The 16,193-nt window shown below is 67.8% G+C and carries 11 protein-coding genes; 6 read left to right on the top strand and 5 right to left on the bottom strand.

The genetic code is table 11. The features are described 5' to 3' along the window. Positions 1 to 100 precede the first annotated feature (100 nt). From ABD901_RS53710 to ABD901_RS53695, 4 genes are all read left to right on the top strand, one after another. Positions 101 to 544: a MarR family winged helix-turn-helix transcriptional regulator gene (locus ABD901_RS53710; RefSeq protein ID WP_345142767.1), complete on the top strand. Its 444-nt coding sequence runs from the start codon at positions 101 to 103 to the stop codon at positions 542 to 544. 473 nt (positions 545 to 1,017) lie between these two features. Next, entirely contained in the window at positions 1,018 to 1,869 is an 852-nt protein-coding gene (locus ABD901_RS53705) for an SAM-dependent methyltransferase (protein ID WP_345142764.1), read from the top strand. A gap of 879 nt (positions 1,870 to 2,748) precedes the next feature. Next, entirely contained in the window at positions 2,749 to 3,948 is a 1,200-nt protein-coding gene (locus ABD901_RS53700) for an IS110 family RNA-guided transposase (protein ID WP_345142825.1), read from the top strand. A 1,469-nt stretch (positions 3,949 to 5,417) separates the two neighbouring features. Continuing rightward, on the top strand, positions 5,418 to 6,419 hold the full coding sequence (locus ABD901_RS53695) for an oxidoreductase (protein WP_345142761.1): 1,002 nt from the start codon (positions 5,418 to 5,420) through the stop codon (positions 6,417 to 6,419). Between the two features lie 39 nt (positions 6,420 to 6,458). Here ABD901_RS53695 and ABD901_RS53690 read toward each other — a convergent pair whose 3' ends face one another. Further along, a complete protein-coding gene (locus ABD901_RS53690) occupies positions 6,459 to 7,133 on the bottom strand; it encodes a hypothetical protein (protein ID WP_345142758.1) in 675 nt (224 codons plus the stop codon). Positions 7,134 to 7,305: 172 nt separating this feature from the next. Here ABD901_RS53690 and ABD901_RS53685 point away from each other — a divergent pair, with 172 nt between their 5' ends. Both ABD901_RS53685 and ABD901_RS53680 read left to right on the top strand, forming a co-directional pair. After that, positions 7,306 to 9,609 (top strand): DEAD/DEAH box helicase, encoded by a 2,304-nt coding sequence (locus ABD901_RS53685; RefSeq protein WP_345142755.1) that lies wholly within the window; start codon positions 7,306 to 7,308, stop codon positions 9,607 to 9,609. A 208-nt stretch (positions 9,610 to 9,817) separates the two neighbouring features. Further along, positions 9,818 to 10,933 carry an AraC-like ligand-binding domain-containing protein gene (locus tag ABD901_RS53680; RefSeq protein ID WP_345142752.1) on the top strand — a complete coding sequence of 372 codons (1,116 nt, stop codon included), beginning with the start codon at positions 9,818 to 9,820 and terminating at the stop codon, positions 10,931 to 10,933. A gap of 246 nt (positions 10,934 to 11,179) precedes the next feature. On the opposite strand, the gene ABD901_RS53675 is transcribed toward ABD901_RS53680, so the two are convergent. The 4 genes from ABD901_RS53675 to ABD901_RS53660 form a co-directional block, all read right to left on the bottom strand. Further along, complete coding sequence (locus tag ABD901_RS53675; RefSeq protein ID WP_345142749.1) at positions 11,180 to 11,761, bottom strand: hypothetical protein; 582 nt, start codon at positions 11,759 to 11,761, stop codon at positions 11,180 to 11,182. 33 nt (positions 11,762 to 11,794) lie between these two features. Further along, the gene (locus tag ABD901_RS53670; protein ID WP_345142746.1) at positions 11,795 to 12,994 is read right to left on the bottom strand and encodes a histidine decarboxylase; all 1,200 of its coding nucleotides are present in this window, start codon (positions 12,992 to 12,994) and stop codon (positions 11,795 to 11,797) included. Beyond that, complete coding sequence (locus ABD901_RS53665) at positions 12,991 to 13,677, bottom strand: hypothetical protein (protein WP_345142743.1); 687 nt, start codon at positions 13,675 to 13,677, stop codon at positions 12,991 to 12,993. Before ABD901_RS53665 ends, ABD901_RS53670 begins: the two co-directional genes overlap by 4 nt. Positions 13,678 to 13,909: 232 nt before the next feature. Then, the gene (locus ABD901_RS53660) at positions 13,910 to 15,292 is read right to left on the bottom strand and encodes an APC family permease (RefSeq protein ID WP_345142822.1); all 1,383 of its coding nucleotides are present in this window, start codon (positions 15,290 to 15,292) and stop codon (positions 13,910 to 13,912) included. Positions 15,293 to 16,193 lie beyond the last annotated feature (901 nt).

The following is a 16,193-nucleotide window of genomic DNA, read 5'->3' as shown; positions in this document are numbered from 1 at the left end:
GGCGGACCGGCGCGGAGGTCGATGAGCTCATGAGGGCACCTGGCCGTACGAACCCCAAGCGGTGGATTTTCACTGCACCAGTCGTGGAAAGCTAACCGCCGTGGACCTCGCTCCAGCCCCGGAAACGGCCGCAGGGCGGTCACTGATTCCTGCCATGGTGCGCGTCGCTCAATTGGCACAGACATATCTAAAAAAGAATGCTCTCACGCCGCATGCGCTCGACTGGAACGAGTTTCTGGTGCTCCGCGTTGTGGCGGTAGAGCCCGGCATTCGGAGTTCGCGGGCGGCGAGCCGGCTTGGCATGAATCGCGCGACGCTCAGCGGCGTGGTTTCTCGACTTGAGGATCGAGATTTGATCCGTCGCGAGTCGGTCGACGACGGTGTCCGAGTCGAACTAAACCTCACTCAGACCGGGATTGAGGTTTGGCGTGGCGTGAGTCGTGATGCGGCCGAGGCCGAACGAAGCTTTACACGTGCTCCGGCCGGGCAGCGGACACTCGTCGCGCTTGCCCGGCGTATCGGCGGCTTGGTGGGCCCAGTCTGAAAGATCTTCATGCCAACGTCGGCCCAGCCACGCCGGGCGCAGCCCTGCGCGGTCGGCCACTGCTGACAGTCACCCGACGTCGCCTGACCCAGCCTCGTAGGTATGGACGCTTTAAAGCGCTGAATTCGCCGGGCCACTGAGACATAAGCAGGCATTTAACCACCAGTGTGTGGCTTGTTCTGCCGCCTCACGGCTAAGTGGAGAGTCAATCGAGAACTGAGAATGTTCACGCATCACCTTACTGACGCGGCACCCGGCTGGCTTTCGGGCTCGCCAGGCAAACACTGGCCAGTGCATACCGACCGACGTTGAAAGCGCCGCGGCTGCTGGGTGTCAGCGTACGACACCCGGTCATTGGCCCGATGAACCAGCGACGCGCTTGCGATGTCGCCGACCAGTTCTGCACCACCCTATAGCGTGATCGCTCCAGCCGAGGGTTGACAGATGCGCCGAGTTTGCTGCGCGCGGCAACGATGCAGGAGGACGAGATGGCATTACCGCAATGGCTTAACGACGTCGACTGGAGAACGCCGAACGCTGCACGGGCATTTGATCACCTGTGCGGCGGTGTCCATAACTTCGAGGCGGACCGACGTTTCGCCGAGCAGGCGTATCGCGAGTGGCCAGGCTTTCACTCGCTAGCGAACGACCACCGTGCGTTCCGGGGACGTGCGGTACGGCGGCTTGCCGCCGCGGGCATCCGCCAGTTCCTCGACCTGGGCTGCGGTGTCGTAGGACGCGACGACGTCCACGAAATTGCGCAGTCAGCCGCCAGCGACGCAGACGTCAAGGTCGTCTACGTCGACCTCGACCCAGTCGTTGTGGCGCACGCCCGATACGTCACGGCCGCAAACCAAAACGTCACCGCGATCCGCGGTGACGTCCGGCAACCGCGGTCGATCCTACTCCAATCTGAAGTCACCGACCTGCTGGACCTTGCCAAGCCGATCGCCGTACTGCTGGTGGCAGTGCTTGAATACCTCGCCGACAACGACGATCCTGCCGGCATCGTCGCGCAATTCGGCGCGGCGGCCGCCGCCGGCAGCTTTCTCTGCGTATCGCACACAATCCCTACGCCCTGCGACGCTGATCGGCAGGACCGGGTCCGCCGACTGTACGAGCAAATCGCAGCCCCCATGCACCTGCGCACCGCTGACCAAGTCCGGGGACTGCTCGAGGGCTGGGAACCGGTCTCGTCTGGTCCGGTTCCGGTCACGTCCTGGCACCCAGACCCGAACGAGCCGTACCTGGGTCACCGGTCCCATGCCGTTGCTGCTGTTGCTGTGGTAGCTGCCAAACCACCGTTCCGGCTCGAGGTGGCTTGAGAATGTGCGCCGTCCACGAACGTCCCGACTCATGGAAGGAAACCTGCAGTGAGCGCGGATTTCGCGGCGTCTGCCGCGGCGACGGGTAACGACCCGCTGCTGCGGGCGGGCGGTGGTTGATCACGAAGGTCTGGCTCGGTGTATTTCGTTGGCCGCGTAAGCCGTGGTGCACAAAGTTCGGCTCGCCTAAATTGGAGTCGAGTGTGGCCGTGGTCGGAGGAGCGGTGCCGCTGACGCTGCCGACGCTGGTCCTTCCTCGCTGGACGGTGGAGCGTCAGTGGCTCGGGACAGGCATCCCGGTCGTCGGCTCGGGTTGTGGGTAGTGGTCTGGTTGGGTCTGACCACGGCTGTCGTGTCGCTGCCGATCAGCGCTCGCACGGTCGCCTTCCGGCGCGCTCTGGATCAACATGGCAGTGCGCGCGTTCGAGCTGGCTGTACGCGACCGTATCGGCCCCGTCGCCAGCGGCGCTGCCCTTCGAGCGATTTGAGTGCTGCGTGCTCGAGCGCTCGCCGAGGGTGGCGGCCGGGTAATGCGCCACCGCGTGCCCTGCAGGTCGGTAGCCCCTCGCCGTACTCAGCCCTTACCATCCCGCTCCGCAGCGCCGGATGTTGTCAACGACGCCTGAAAATTGACCCCTTTTCGACGCAGAGGGTCAGTTTTCCCTACCCTTTTGATCGTCCGGCCCTGTCGTAGTGTCCGGGCAGCCAGGAGCAACGGGCATGGCTCTCAGTTTTCTGCCCTCGATGGCTTCGCGTGATTGGCCACCCGGTGCTTCGCGACGTCTTGACCGCTGATTGAGATCTGCGACATCGATCGCTGCGTAGGGAATGGACGGCGAGCACGTCGACGGCGCTTCGAACACTGACCAGGGAGGCTGGATGCAGCGAGTCGCGCGAGCGTGGGCCGGGATCGACGCCGGCAAGGGCCACCACCACGTGGTGGTCATCGATAGCGAAGGGCAGCGGCTTCTGTCGCGCAAAGTGGCCAACGATGAGCCTGCGCTGGCCGCGTTGATGGCCGCGGTCCTGACCCGGGCGGAGACGGTGACCTGGGCCATCGACCTGGCCGACGGTCCGGCGGCACTTGCCATCACGTTCCTGCTCGACCGCGGCCAACGGGTGCTGTTCGTGCCCGGTGTCGCGGTGAACCGCATGTCCGGCGCCTACCGGGGCGAGGGCAAGACCGATGCCAAGGATGCGGCGGTCATCGCCGACCAGGCGCGTATGCGACGTGACCTGCGCGAGTTGCACCTCGATGAGCCGCTCATCGCTGAACTGCGCATGCTCACGGCACACCGCGCCGACCTGGCCGGCGACCGCACCCGGAACATCAACAGGCTCCGGATACGACTGCTGGGCATCTTTCCGGCGCTCGAGCGGGCGCTCGACTTCACCAACCGTGGCCCGCTCGTGCTCATCAGCCAGTTCCAGACGCCCGCCGCGATCCTTGAAACCGGACAACGGGACCTGGCGCTCTGGCTTCGCCAGCGCCAGGTCCGCAACGCCGACAAGCTCGCCACCGTGGCGATGCGCGCCGCTGAGACCCAACAGACCAGGGTCGCCGGCGACACGACGGCCGGCGAACTCATCGCCCAGCTGGCCACGACCGTCCTCGAGCTCGACCGGCAGCTCGCCGAGCTGGACAAGCTCATCGCCGAGCGCTTCCACAGTCACCGTCATGCGAAGGTCATCACCAGCATGGTCGGCATCGGTGACCTGCTCGGTGCAGAGTTCCTCGCCGCCACCGGCGGCAGTCTGGACGGCTTCGCGTCCGCCGACCAGCTCGCCGGCTACGCCGGACTCGCACCCACCCCGCGTGACTCGGGCAAACGCGTCGGCAACCTCCACCGCCCGAAGCGATACAACCGTCAGCTGCAACGCGTCTTCTACACATCAGCCCTGATCAGCATCCAGCGCAGCCACGCCTCCCGAACCTTCTACGACCGCAAACGAGCAGACGGCAAACGCCACACCCAGGCCGTCCTCGCCTTGGCCAGGCGGCGCGTGAACGTCCTCTGGGCCATGCTGCGCGACAGTCGCCCCTATCAAGAACGGCACTCAACCAGCCTCGCCGCTTGACAAACCGGATTGAGAATCACGCGTCGTCGACAGATGTCCGTCGGCGTGGTTGGCGCTGGCGGTGGCTGATCGCGATGCCGTATGCGGCGCAGCTGACGAGCACTGCGAGTGAAAACGCCAATACGGCTCCGAGGGACAACCGCGTGTCCGTGTTGTCCCCGACCAGTAGCCCCGCGCCGCCGCAGAAGGCGCCAACGACCGCTACGATCGTCGCGGCCCATAGCCAGGCAGCGGCAACGGTGATTTGCTGCAGGTCGGCTAGCGGATCCCGGACCAGGCGCAGGACCTTCCCGGTCGGGACGGTTTGGCGGCGCGGTAACGGGTTGACGCGGTCGTCGTCATGGTGGTGACCCCATCCTTGTCGGTCCCGCGAGCAAGAGCATCCGAGTCGTTGATCGGGAATACGGCACCGATCTGGGCCGATACGCCGGGCGCACTGAGTCCGGCTGGCATCGACAGGCCCGCGTTGATCGGGGCACGTGTTTCCAGTCCGTTCCGGGCCGATCCCTGATTGCGCAGCATCCACTCAGGTCGGTCGTTGGGCCGATGTTGTTGGTGTGGGAGTCGGGCCTCGTCGACCAGTCGCCGGGCCAGGGCCACCGCGTGCCGACTAGGGCGAACACGACGTGCTCGGAACGCGATGGTATGGCGTGTGGGGTCCTTCCCTCACCGTCGTAAAGGTTGGCCCGGCGTGGTGTGCGACACGAGGAACTCCTCGGCGCACCGGCCTGGACCACTTGAGCGTGTGGACGGCTACCACCGGTCGGCGACGCTGAGGAGGGCCTGGCGCAAATGGTCAACGTCCTGGCAGAAATCGTCAACACGAGGCCCGTAAATCCGCGGCACGCTGTTGGCGATCGGAACGATCAAGCCCAATCCGGCACGTGAACGGGGGATGCGGCAAGGCACCTGGCGTCTTCGCCTCGCCGCATGTTGGCCGAGCCTGTGGATCGCCCGGCCGCATGGTCCTGGGTTCGTTCGGCTCCGCATGGTCCTCGTCCCGGGAGTGCTGCCATTCCCGAGGCGGGACATGCATCTGTCGTCCGGATCGCTGTGAGCGGCTGGCGCTAACAGGCAAGACGGGGAGGCCGCCACCAATGTCCAGCACGACTTCGAGCGGGAGTCGAGACCGGTCCGCGATGCATGCCTGCGCCGCCGGTACGTCATTGAGCGAGCCGCCGTGCCTGATATGGCCGCTGAGGCTCGCATCGCCTGGATGACGATCTACCGCTGGCGGCATGAGCCGCAGCACGATCGCCTCGACCAGGAAGCTGCTAATGGTCGGTAGATGGTGATCCAGCGCGCACGCACGTCCGTGCCATGGTCGCGGAGGGCGTGGTCACCGTCGCCGATGGCCTAAACCGCGCGGTGTTCGTGACCGCAGCGGGCCTGGCTCCGGGCTGCAGGCCCCGCCGCCATTGCGTGTCGACGCAGCACAATGCGTGCCAGGTTCTGCGTCGCTCAGCCACGTGCCCAGAAACGGCGAAGAAGATTCAACAGCAGAAGACGATGAGGGAGTCGGATTGGGCTTCGTTGCAGACGATATTCCTGACTTGACGGGCAAGACCGCGGTGGTGACCGGCTCGACCTCAGGTATCGGATTTGAAACAGCGAAGATGCTGGCAAGCCGCGGAGCGCGGGTGGTGTTGGCGTGTCGCGATCCGGAGGCGATGCACGCAGCAGCCGATCGGATTCGCACCCAGGTGGAGACCGCAGAGGTCGTCGAGGTCGTCCTCGACCTGGCCGATCTGAGCTCGGTCAGCGCTGCTGCAGACCGAGTCTGCGGCCAGTTCGCCTGCGTCGATCTCTTGATCAACAACGCCGGCGTCATGGCTCTGCGCCAGCAGCGGCTTACCGCCGACGGATTCGAAATGCAGCTCGCTGTGAACCATCTCGGTCACTTCGCGTTTACTGGGCTGTTGCTGGTGCGCCTGGCCGCGTCGAGGGCTGCCCGTGTCGTCACGGTCTCCAGCAAAGTGCACCCGCGGGGCCGAATCGGCATCGAGGACCTTCCGGTGCCACCGCGGTATGACCCCTGGGCGGCATACGCCGCCTCGAAACTCGCGAACGTTCTGTTCGCGAGCGAGCTGAACCGGCGTCTCAGCGCAGCCGGTCTGCGCGTGATCAGCCTTGCATGCCATCCAGGCTTCTCGTCAACCAACCTCTCCCGCGAACTGGTCTCTTCCCGCATCGGCACAACCCTGCTCGGAATGCTGAAGAAGATCACGACACAGCCAGCGGCACGCGGCGCTCTGCCCACTCTGTGTGCCGCCACGGCCCCGGACATGCAGGGCGGCGAGTACATCGGTCCAACGCGGATGGGCCACACTCGGGGGCCAGCCGGGCTGGACCGCATGAAGGGCGACTCGTCGGACCGCGATCTTGCTCGGGGGCTGTGGTCGCGATCCGAGGAGCTGACGAACGTCAGGTACACCTTTGATGCCGCGGCATCCGTGCCGGTCGCTTCCTGAGGATGACGACGCCGCTGCTGGTCAGGGGCCTGGAAGCCCTCAGGGCTCCTGCAGTGGTGCTATCGTCCGATCCGTCACCGACGGAGACATCGGCCGATGCCCGTAGCGGCCCAGGCGACGGATGAGCGCCGCACGGCTGACCCCGACCAGCCCGGCGAGGTATTCCATGGTCAGCCCAGCCGCCAAATAGCCTGCGAGCAGGTCAGCATACTCCCGACTCGTGCGCCGGTCGGGGTGATCGGCCGGCATCGTTGCCCGTACGCCGGCCGCAACCGCCTGCATCCGGCGGAGCTGGTCGATTTCACCGGGCCTGAGCGATCGGCGAATGCCGTCGCTCTTGACCTTCCTCGGGCTGTTGGGTCTGCCGCCGGTCGTTGCTGGATCCAGGACGGCGTAGACGCCCGCCTTGGTCGTTCCGAACCGCTCTGCGATCGCCTCGACGGTCAGCGTGCCGGCGCTGTAGAGCTGTTGGATTGCAGCGGCGTCGTCGCCGGTCGGCGCTCGTCTGCGCCGAGGGCGGCCGAGGTCCGGGGGCGGACCGACTGAGATGATCTTCGATGGGTGGCCGATATCGACGCTTTCCAGGCGTCTGAGTATTCGGCGCACGGCTTCCGCCGACCACCGTGCGGCACCCTGGCTTGTGGGCACGCGGTCGCGGTTCAGGCTCTCCGCGATCTCAGCGTTGGTCCAGTCGGCGGTTCGCTGGGCGCGCATCCGGTCGAGGATCGCCGGCGGTAGCGTGGACGGCCGTCCTAGCCGACCTTCGCTGCGTGCCCGGTCGAATCCAGCCCGCTGAGCGGGAGACATGGGCATAGCCGCGAATCTTAGCGTGGGTTTATCGTGGTCGCGTGGCAGACACCGGGTCCTCGCAGCGCGCCGCGTAGACGTGCCCGCCACATCCATCGCGCCCCCGCTGTGGCAGCACCAGGCCGACGCTGCCGCCGCGGCGGTCGTCGAACTGCGACACAGCGGTCGGGCGACCTTGGTCGGCGCGTGTGGATCGGGCAAGACCCGCAGCGGCGCTGAGGTCGCGCGTAGGCTGCGTGCTCGTCGCGTTCTGGTTGTCGTGCCGACCCTCCAGCTGCTTGCGCAGACGATCGACGCCTACCGCCTGGCCATTGGCGCTGCCGGGCTCGGTCGGGTTGTCGCCGTTTGCTCCGACCGGGCACTCACCCGCCGCCACGCGCTCGATCTGCATGCCGAGGTGACGACCGATCCGCAGCACCTGCACCACCTTGCCGCCGGTCGCTGCACCGTGTTCACCACCTACGCCAGCCTGGCCGGCCCGGTGGCTGCCGCGCACCGCGACCACGCCATGCCGCCGTGGGACCTGGTGGTTGTCGACGAGGCGCATCGCACAGCAGGTGACCTGGGCCGGCCGTGGTCGGCTGTCCACGCTGATGCGCAGATACCGGCCCGGCGCCGGCTGTACATGACCGCCACACCCCGCTTGATCACCGCCAACATCGGCCGCGAAATCCAGGTCGTCTCCATGGACGACCCCGACGTCTACGGACCGGTGGTCCACCGCTTGTCGTTCGCGTCGGCTATCGACCTTGAGCTGCTGGCCGACTATCGGGTGCTCGTCAGCGTGGTCGCCGAAGCTGAGGTACGCGACCTGATCCACCAACACCCGTTTCTCGAGCTTGCCGGTCGACCGGTCGACGCCGGCGCGATCGCGGCGCACATCACGTTGCTGCGCGCCGCGGACCAGTACGCGCTCCGCCGGGTGATCACATTCCACACCCGCGTTGCCCGCGCTCAGCACTTCGCCACGACCTTGCCGCTCACCGCGCGGGCCGTCGGCCGTGATCCGCAGCGGTTGTCGTCCATGCATCTCGCGGCGGCGCACAGACCTAGCCGACGCCGCGACGTGCTGGATCAGCTGCACGGCGACGACGATCGGCTCGTGGTGGTAGCCAACGCCCGCCTGCTCAACGAAGGCGTCGACATGCCAGCCGTTGACGGGCTTATGTTCGCCGATCCTCGAGGTTCAACCATCGAGACGATTCAGGCTGTAGGCCGCGGCCTTCGGCGCGGAGACCAGCCCGACAAGATCGCCACCATGATCATCCCGGTGCTGGTTCTCTCCGGCCAAGAGCCTGACCTGCTCGGCCACCGTTCTCCCTACGCCGGCGTGTGGGAGGTGCTGCGAGCGTTGCGGGCGCACGACGCACGTGCCGCCACAGCGCTCGACGACCTCCGCGGCCGGCACCGTCTGCAGCAGCCTGGCCAGAGCCGCCCCGCGCTGCCTGGCTGGTTGCACGCCGAGGGCGTGCCGCTGCCTGACGGTTTCCTTGACGCCATCACCGCGGCCGCGGTCGAGGTCGAGGGCACCTTCGAACGGCAGTGGCAGCGGTACTTCGCAGCGGCGGCTGCGTATCGCCACCAGCACGGGCATCTGCGGATACCGCAGCGGTGGGTCAGCCAGGACGGCCTGGCGGTCGGCGCATGGCTCAACACCCAACGTCGTGCTCGAGCCCAACGGCGCCTGCCCGACCATCGCGTCGCCATGCTCGACGACATCGGCATGATCTGGCACGTCCGCGACGATCTGTGGACCGCCGCCTATGCCGCCGCCGAGGCGTACGTCGCGGAACATGGTCACCTGCACCCGGTCGGCACCTACACCACCGCGGACGGAGTCAAGCTGGGATGGTGGCTGACCAACTTGCGCGCGCGCAGCGATGCCATCCCGCCGGAACGCCTGGCCTCGCTGGAGCGCCTCGACCCGGACTGGAACCCGCCGTGGGACCGGAGCTGGCACCGGGCACTTATCCACGCCCGCCGCTTCCGGCAGCAGTACGGTCACCTCAACGTGCCGTGGCGATACAAAACGCCCGACGGCTACGGCCTGGGCGAGTGGGTCAGGATCCAGCGCCAGCGATCAGTCAAGTTGACCGCCAAGCAATGCGACGCGCTCACCGCCATTGGCATGAACTGGGGGGCGTCAGCAACGCGCGAGCAACTCTGGACCCGCGGGTACACCGCTGCAGCGAGCTACGCCCGCGAACGTGGCCACCTGAACGTCCCGAGGGGCTATGTGACTCCATCCGGCTTCAAGCTCGGCGAGTGGATCAGCAATATCCGGCAGCGCTACAAGGCCGGCAAGGTCCCAGAACACCGCTGGCACGCGTTGCGGGAGCTGGGCATCCTCGCCACCGTCTCCTCCGATGAACAGCCCGGATAGGCTGCCTTCATCTCGACCGTGATCTGGTGCAGTGGCCCCCGCCGGATCGCGCTTTGGCGCACTAGGGCAACGACGTGGCACGGATTGTCAACTCCTGGGCACAATCGCCGGGACATCATCGGGGCCGTCCATCAATTCGTCTGTATTGTCGCGGCGGGATTGACGACATTCGAAACCGAACGGGATGCTAGTGGAGGGTGGTGCCGCGTTGCTCACGACGCAAACAGTCGACCTGTCGGAGCTGCCTGCCAGGGATCGGTTCGACTATTGGTCAGACCTTATTGCTCGTGACGCGTTACCGCAGCGCTTCGAGAGCGAACACGCCGCGGACTTCAACGCCTGGCTGCGCGTGACGTCACTCGGCAGCATCCGGGTCTCATCGTTCAAGTACCCGTCGCTGTATACCCAACGGACGCCAAGACAGATCCGTCGCAGTGACCCGGAGTTGTACCAGCTGTCGTTGCCTACTACCGGCCGCAGCGTGATCGCGCAGGGCCGTCGCGAGTCGGCGTTGCAACCCGCCGACTTCGCCCTGGTCGACTCCTCCCGCCCGCATGAGGCATCGCACAGCGCCAACTCGCCAACGGAAGCTGGTGGGCGGGCAGCGTCGATTACCGTCCTCGTCCCCTACTCCCTGATACCTCTGCCTCGCGCGAAGATCGGCCAACTGTTCGCGGCTCGTCTGCGCTCCGGGGAAGGCTTGGGGGCGCTGCTGGCGCACTACCTGCTCCAGATCGCAAAGCATCCCGAGCAGTACCAGGAGTCCGACTCGGTGTTCCTTGGCAACACCGCACTCGACCTGATCGTCGCAATGCTCGCTCAACAACTCGACGCCACGACCAGCCTCCCGCTGGAGGCTCAACACCGTGCACTACGCACGCGCATCAAGGCGTTCATCGATGAGCACCTCAGCGACCCGAGGCTGAGCCCGAAACTGGTCGCCGACGCCCACAACGTATCCGTCCGTACGCTGCACCGACTGTTCCAGGACGAGCCGTCGACGGTCGCCGAACTGATTCGGACACTTCGCCTTAACCGCTGCAAACGCGACCTCGTTCTCTTGGAGCGCTCGGTCTCCGGCATCGCTGGCCAGTGGGGGTTCCCGAGCAAGGCCCACTTCAGCCGGCTGTTCCGGTCGCAGTTCGGGGTGTCACCGCAGGCGTACCGCGAACAGGCTCGGCACCCAAGGGTGGCCGACGATCGACCGGGGCACAGAGATCCTTGGGTGAAGCGCCACGGCGACGACACCTCCGTCGACGTCGACCTGCTCGACGATCAGCCGGGTGAGCTTCGGTTTCTCGTCGACGGCCAAGCACGCGAGTAGCCCGCCGTAGCCCGACGCGCTGGCGCACCGCGCCGAGGCCATGCCGACTATGGCGAACTTCTGCACGGCTTGCGGGGTTTCTTGCCGAAGATGCGCCCGGCGGGTGGGCTCAGAGACGGTCACGGGCAGCGCGGCTATCCGAACACCAGGCCGCCGATAACGGCGCAGGCGACGCCAACGACCGCCACGTTGTTGGCGTCGGTCCAGGCGTACACGCCGAACGCCACCCAGTACACCGCCGCCAGCTCATCGTGCGCCGCCGAACCGGCCGTTGTCTGAGAGCCGAGCGGCGGGCCGCGGCTCCTCCAGCCCGCGGTCGGCGGCGGCTGCCAGCCGCTGGGCGGGCCATCCCGCGGGAGTCGGCAGACGCAGTGCCCACCTGACCGCCGTGGAGTGGATCATGCCCGCCGCGGACAGGCGACGCATGACGGCGCGCAGCCCGACGACGCTGCGGAGGTGGCAGGCGACGGCAAGGTCGCGGGCCGTCTCAGCGTCGGTGTTGATCCACCCGGCCCAGCCCGCGAAGCGGGCGATCGCCGTGGCGGCGTGCGTGTGTCGGCGCAGGCCGGCGTCGAGCCAGAACTGGCTCTGCCACGCGGCCAGGAAGGCGTCGGGGTAGCGGTCGAACGCCGGTGTCGCGGCGGGGCTCGGCGGCCGGGAGCGCCGTTTCGACGTCGAGCGGCTCGAGCCGGATCGGGGTCCCGCAGCAGAGGCACGGTGCCTGCCAACGGCCGTCGGTCCTGGCCCAGGTGACCACGGCGGCGAGCCGGATGCAGTAGACGGGAAGGTTCGGGTGGCGGCTGGCCTCGCGCAGGGTGCGATGCGCATCCAGCGGATACAACAGTCGAACGGGGGCGAGGGTCAGCACGCGAGGGCCTCGGGCAGCGCATCGGGGTCAGAGACGGCGAGGCTCAGGTCGTCGACGAACGCGTCGACCGTGCCGCGGGTCTTGCCGGGCATGCACACGACATGGGCGCGGCCGTGCTCGTCGGTGGCCAGGGGCCACCGGTCCAGCAGCGGCTGGGGCGGGCGGGGGAACACGACAGTGAACGCCTGCGTCTGGGCGCGCCATGCCGGCACGCCTACCCGGTGCAGCTCCTGCTCGGTGTAATGGGCGAGGTCACGGGCGGCCTCGGCGCGGGCACGCAGGCCGGGCAGCCCCCAGTGGCGCAGCAGGTACCACAGCCAGAGCGGGGCGTGCCCCGACCGGGAGCCGGCGATGGTGCTGTCCGGCGCCGCGGTGTAGGTGATGTTGCCCCGCCCGGTGTGCCGGTCCGCGAGCGCGACGACGATGCCGCAGGGAAACGGGGTGGCCAGGAACTTGTGGCCGGAGACGGCGACCGAGTGGGCGCCGGCCGGGAAGCTGTAGGCTGGCCGGTCCGCGGGGTCGACAAGGGCCAGTGGGATGCCGGCGAGGGCCGCGTCGGCGTGGATCCACCGCTGGTCGGGGTCGGCGCCAGCGGCGTCGAGCGCCTGGCCGATCCCGGCGACGTCGTCGAGGGCCTCGGTCATCGTGGTGCCGATCGAGGCCACCACGATCACCCCGGTACCGCGCCGCTGGCGGCGGTGGCGCTCGACCGCGGCGTGGAGCAGGTCGTAACGCAGCTCGCCGCGCTTGTCCGTGGGAATGATCTTTAGGCGCATCCGCAGCAGCTCCGCCGCCTTGGCGACGCTGTAGTGCGCGGCGGCCGAAGTGAAGACGGTCGCCGCGGGCAGCTGACGGCGGGCCTGCCACAGCGCCCACATCGTGCTTTCGGTGGTGCCGCTGGTGATGTAGCCAGTGCGGTTGTCCAACGGCGCCTCGAACATGTCGGCGACGACCCCCACAACCTCGTACTCGAGGTGTCTGGTGTGCAGCCGGTATGCGCCGCCGGGCGCGAAGGGGTGGCCGACGTTGTTCAGTAAGAGCCCGTCGAACTGGCTGAGCGCCGACATGTCCGGCAGGTCGGTCGCGCCGGGGAAGCCGAGGTCGAACCGACCGTGCTCGAGCAGTGCCACATGGAGCTGCTCGAGCCGCCCCAGCACGGTGGGATCGTCTGGCACCGTGTTCGTGACGCTCACCGCGACCGTGATCCGTGGTCGATGATGCGCCCAAGCTCACCTATCCATCGCCAGACGTGGAACGTCGGATCGGATTCGGCGGTCTCGGCAAGCACGGGGTTCCACCGCCAGAGCATGCTTGGCGTGTCGTACTGTGTGTTGCCGTCCTGGACGGAGCACTCCACCGTCAGCGCGTTGAACTGCGGTTCGCCGCCGCGGTCCATCAGCAGCATCGTGCCGTCGATGAGCCGCGCATAGCACCGGCCCGGCAGATCCTGCTCGCCACGCGCCCGGTGCTGGGCGTCCCGCCAGCTACCGTGCGGCGTGTCGAGCGAGACGACCCCCACGCCGGCGAACACTGCGCTGCGCGACATGCCGTCGACCCGGTTGGCCATAGCGACGCGCGGGTCGAAGGTGGGATCGGTGGAGAAGCCGTCCCGGGCGTGCCGGGCCAGCCCGTACAGCAGGTGGGGCAACGAGGCAGCCTCGTCGTCGCCTAGGAGAATCCTGGTCGCGGTGCGCAGCTGGTCGAACTGCGGCGCTTTCGGCTCGAGATAGAAAAACGCGACGCCGTGCGGGGCCAGGGGGTCGCTGCGGCGCTGCTCCCACGCGTGCCGGGCATGCAGGAAGGAGAACTTGCGCAGGCGAGAGGCGACCGCTCCCCGGAACGACGGCGTGACGTCGACCGCCGGCCGGTCCGGCACGGGCGGCGCGCTGGTGTCAGGTGGCGGGACGGCATACAGACGCCGCCCGGTGCCCGGGCGCGGGTCGCCGGCCAACCGTCGTGCCGGCGTGGTCGGCATCTCACTGGTGGGCGCCTGTCTCCACCACGGCGGTGACGGGTCGGCTTCGGTACGAGGCCCGTGCGCGGTGGAATCGAACGGCCCCGCGGCGTGCTGGCCGCCCGGACGCCCATCTGACGCTGCCGTACGCGGCTCAAACATCGAGGTCCTGCAGGCGCTGGTCCAGCACGCGCAGCGGGTCGGGTCTACCCTTGCCGACATCGTTGAGCACCCGGGCGCCCCGGGCCTTGAGCACGCTGCCCCAGATAACGCCGACAACGAGCGTGCCGACCACGGCGGCGGGGATGATCAGCTGTCGAGGTGAGTCGGGTGGGATCTGCAACAGCGAGTCCAGGTGCAGCACCATGATGACCAGCACCCCAGCGCCGGCGACCACGCCCAGCGCGGGCAGCACGGTGGTAACCAGCAAGCCCTCGCTGGTGCCGCCGCCGCGGCGGTAGAACCGGATCGCGCCGGCGGAGATGAGCACCAGCATCACCAGGATTCCGGCGGCACCGGCGGCAGAAAGCCAGGTGAAGACGACCCGCATTGGATCTGCACCGGCCAGCACGAACACGCCGACCACCATCAGCGCCGAGGCGCTCTGCACGATCGATCCGCCGGTGGGGGCGCCCTGTGCCCGTCCGCTGGTTCCGGTGCGGGCGAGCCACCCGGGCAGGACGCCCTCCCGGGCCATCGAAAACAGGTACCTGGCGATGGTGTTGTGGAAGCTGAGCATGGCCACCGTCACGCTCGTGATCAGTAACAGCGTGGCCAGCAGGCTCAGCCCGCTGCCGTACCACCGATCGAACAACGCGAACGGCAAGCCGGCGCTTGGGTCACCGGCCGTCGCAGCGACCTGGTCGGGACCGACCGCAATCGCCAATGCCCACGCCGACGTGCAGTAGAACAGCGACATGAACAGCAGCGCGGCGAGCGTCGCGCGGCCGATACTGCGGCTGGTGCGCACCTCTTCGGAGTAGGCCGGGGCGGTGTCGAAGCCGATGAACGCCGCAATCCCGAGCGCAAACGCGCCGCCGATACCGGGCGACCATAGCCCCGTGAACGTGACCGGCGTCACGCTGATCACCCCGCCGGCGGGGTGAGCAAACCCGGCGATGTCGAACAGCGTGATCACCGCCAGCTCGACGAACAGTACGGCGCCGACGACGAAAGCGCTCATCGACACGTGCAGCAGCCCGCACACCGCCACCGCCAGCCACACCACGGCCGCCCACAACACCCAGCTGCCACCGAGCAGCGTGGCGACGGTGAAGCCGATCAGCCCGTACAGGCTCATCTGAATCGCCGAGTAGAACACCAAGGCAAGGGCACCGCCGGCGAGCCCGGTCACCGGCCCGAAACTGTGTGCGAGCAACGCGTAGGCGGGCGCCGCGTTCGGCACCGCCCGCGACATCGCCACATATCCCACCGCCAGCAGACCCAGCAGTGCGCCCAGCAGCGGGAACGTCAGCGGGGTGGCCACGACCGCGGTGCTGGCGTAGGTGGCGACGATGCCGCCGGCCAGCACCGCCATCGGCGAGCTCGCACCGACTTGGAACAGCCACACCCCGCCGCCGGACATCTGCCGGCGGGTCAGCCCCTGCGTCGTCATCGCGCATCACCGCCAGTACCGAGCCCGGCAAGCACACATGACACATCCGGGCACCGTCCGTCATGCGCCCGGTAGGACCGCAGGTCGACCGGGACCACATGCCAGGCCACCGGCCGTATCGGTCCCCGCTGCCAGCTGCGCATGTCGCGCGCGAGCAGCCGCTCCACCCGCGCCTGACGACTGCGGAAACACAGCAGCTCGTGCAAACCGTCGGGCCAGGTGCGCCGCACGGCGTAGCCCGCCGTCTCGGATAACAGCCAACCGAGGGCAGTCATATCGGGATCGGGCTCGGAGTCCGACCGACGGGATAACCAACGTTGGGCGGTGTGAGGCACGGGAGGTCGCATCGCGGCGCGTACTCCAAGATTAAGAGTCGATTCCAAGGTCCACGCGGTCGTCATGGGTGCGGCTGGGCTGGCCGGCGCGTCGTTATGACCTCGCCTGCTTGCCCAGCCGCCCCGCGTCACCGCCTGACCTGTTGTATTCGCGGTGATCGTCGTGATCGGCATCAGTCTGCTTCGGCGGCAGAGGACTGTGGTTGACTGCGAGCACCAAGGGCTTGCCAATCAGTGCCAATCTGGCTTGTCCGGGTGCACTCGCTCCGCAAGATGCGGCTGGAGGTAGGCGGTTACTGCCGTCCCGACCAGCCGAGCCCCGTCCTGTGCGGCGGCAGCGTGACCAGGACCGGCCTTACCGCTCAGCCCTGATCCACCGACGAGGTCTCGGTGCCCGGCCGGTCCAGCCCGATGATCTTGGACGCGGGTCAGGGCGTGTGGGAGTGACCGGCCGGGTTGCCGGTGCGCTCGATGGTCGAGGGAAGTCT

Origin of the sequence: Dactylosporangium darangshiense (assembly GCF_039537565.1) — a bacterium.
Lineage (GTDB): Bacteria > Actinomycetota > Actinomycetes > Mycobacteriales > Micromonosporaceae > Dactylosporangium > Dactylosporangium darangshiense.
The sequence above is the reverse complement of the archived record's forward strand: the minus strand, read 5'-3'. Positions and strand labels throughout refer to the sequence as shown.

What these genes read in the sequence shown, in the direction of transcription:
- ABD901_RS53705 (WP_345142764.1), top strand. Translation starts at nt 1,018, where the DNA reads ATGCAGGAGGACGAGATGGCATTACCGCAATGGCTTAACGACGTCGAC.
- ABD901_RS53700 (WP_345142825.1), top strand. Translation starts at nt 2,749, where the DNA reads ATGCAGCGAGTCGCGCGAGCGTGGGCCGGGATCGACGCCGGCAAGGGC.
- ABD901_RS53690 (WP_345142758.1), bottom strand. Translation starts at nt 7,133, where the DNA reads ATGCGCGCCCAGCGAACCGCCGACTGGACCAACGCTGAGATCGCGGAG.
- ABD901_RS53675 (WP_345142749.1), bottom strand. Translation starts at nt 11,761, where the DNA reads ATGCGCATCGCACCCTGCGCGAGGCCAGCCGCCACCCGAACCTTCCCG.
- ABD901_RS53660 (WP_345142822.1), bottom strand. Translation starts at nt 15,292, where the DNA reads ATGGCGGTGCTGGCCGGCGGCATCGTCGCCACCTACGCCAGCACCGCG.